This window comes from Streptomyces doebereineriae, assembly GCF_031845645.1.
In the GTDB taxonomy this organism is placed as follows: domain Bacteria; phylum Actinomycetota; class Actinomycetes; order Streptomycetales; family Streptomycetaceae; genus Streptomyces; species Streptomyces canus.
In genome coordinates this window covers 1-382 of record NZ_JAVREZ010000606.1, presented here as the reverse complement: position 1 = coordinate 382, position 382 = coordinate 1, and the positions used below count along the sequence as shown (strand labels likewise).

Genomic DNA, 382 nt, shown 5'->3' with positions numbered 1-382 from the left:
GGCACAGGTCCCTGCGCACCGGCGGACGGCTCACCACCGGCGTCCGGTACGCCGGGTGGCGCGGGATCTCGAACGCCGTGTCCTCGCCGGCCCGGATCGCGGCGGGCGCCTGGAGGAGTTTCAGCAGTCGGCGCAGCGCGGCGGTGGCGCCGGGCGGTCCTGGCGCCGTCCACGCGGCCGACCCGTCGGGGGCGGTCCTGGCGAGCGGGAAGCGGGCCCCGATCCGCTCGGGGTCCCCGGCCAGGAACACGGTCCTGGTGAAGGCGCGGCGCCAGGCGGCGGCCTCGGCGGCGTCGAGTCCCTGCGCGTACGCGCAGGTCTGCCGGGCCCAGCCGGCGAGGTCCAGGTCGCGCACCACGACGGCCACCAGGGTGTCGTCGCC

General features: G+C 78.5%; 1 protein-coding gene. It reads right to left on the bottom strand.

The window, feature by feature from the left end; translation table 11 throughout:
- On the bottom strand, positions 1–382 hold a 382-nt coding region (locus tag RNB18_RS53480), incomplete at both ends, for a DUF6182 family protein (RefSeq protein WP_311721243.1).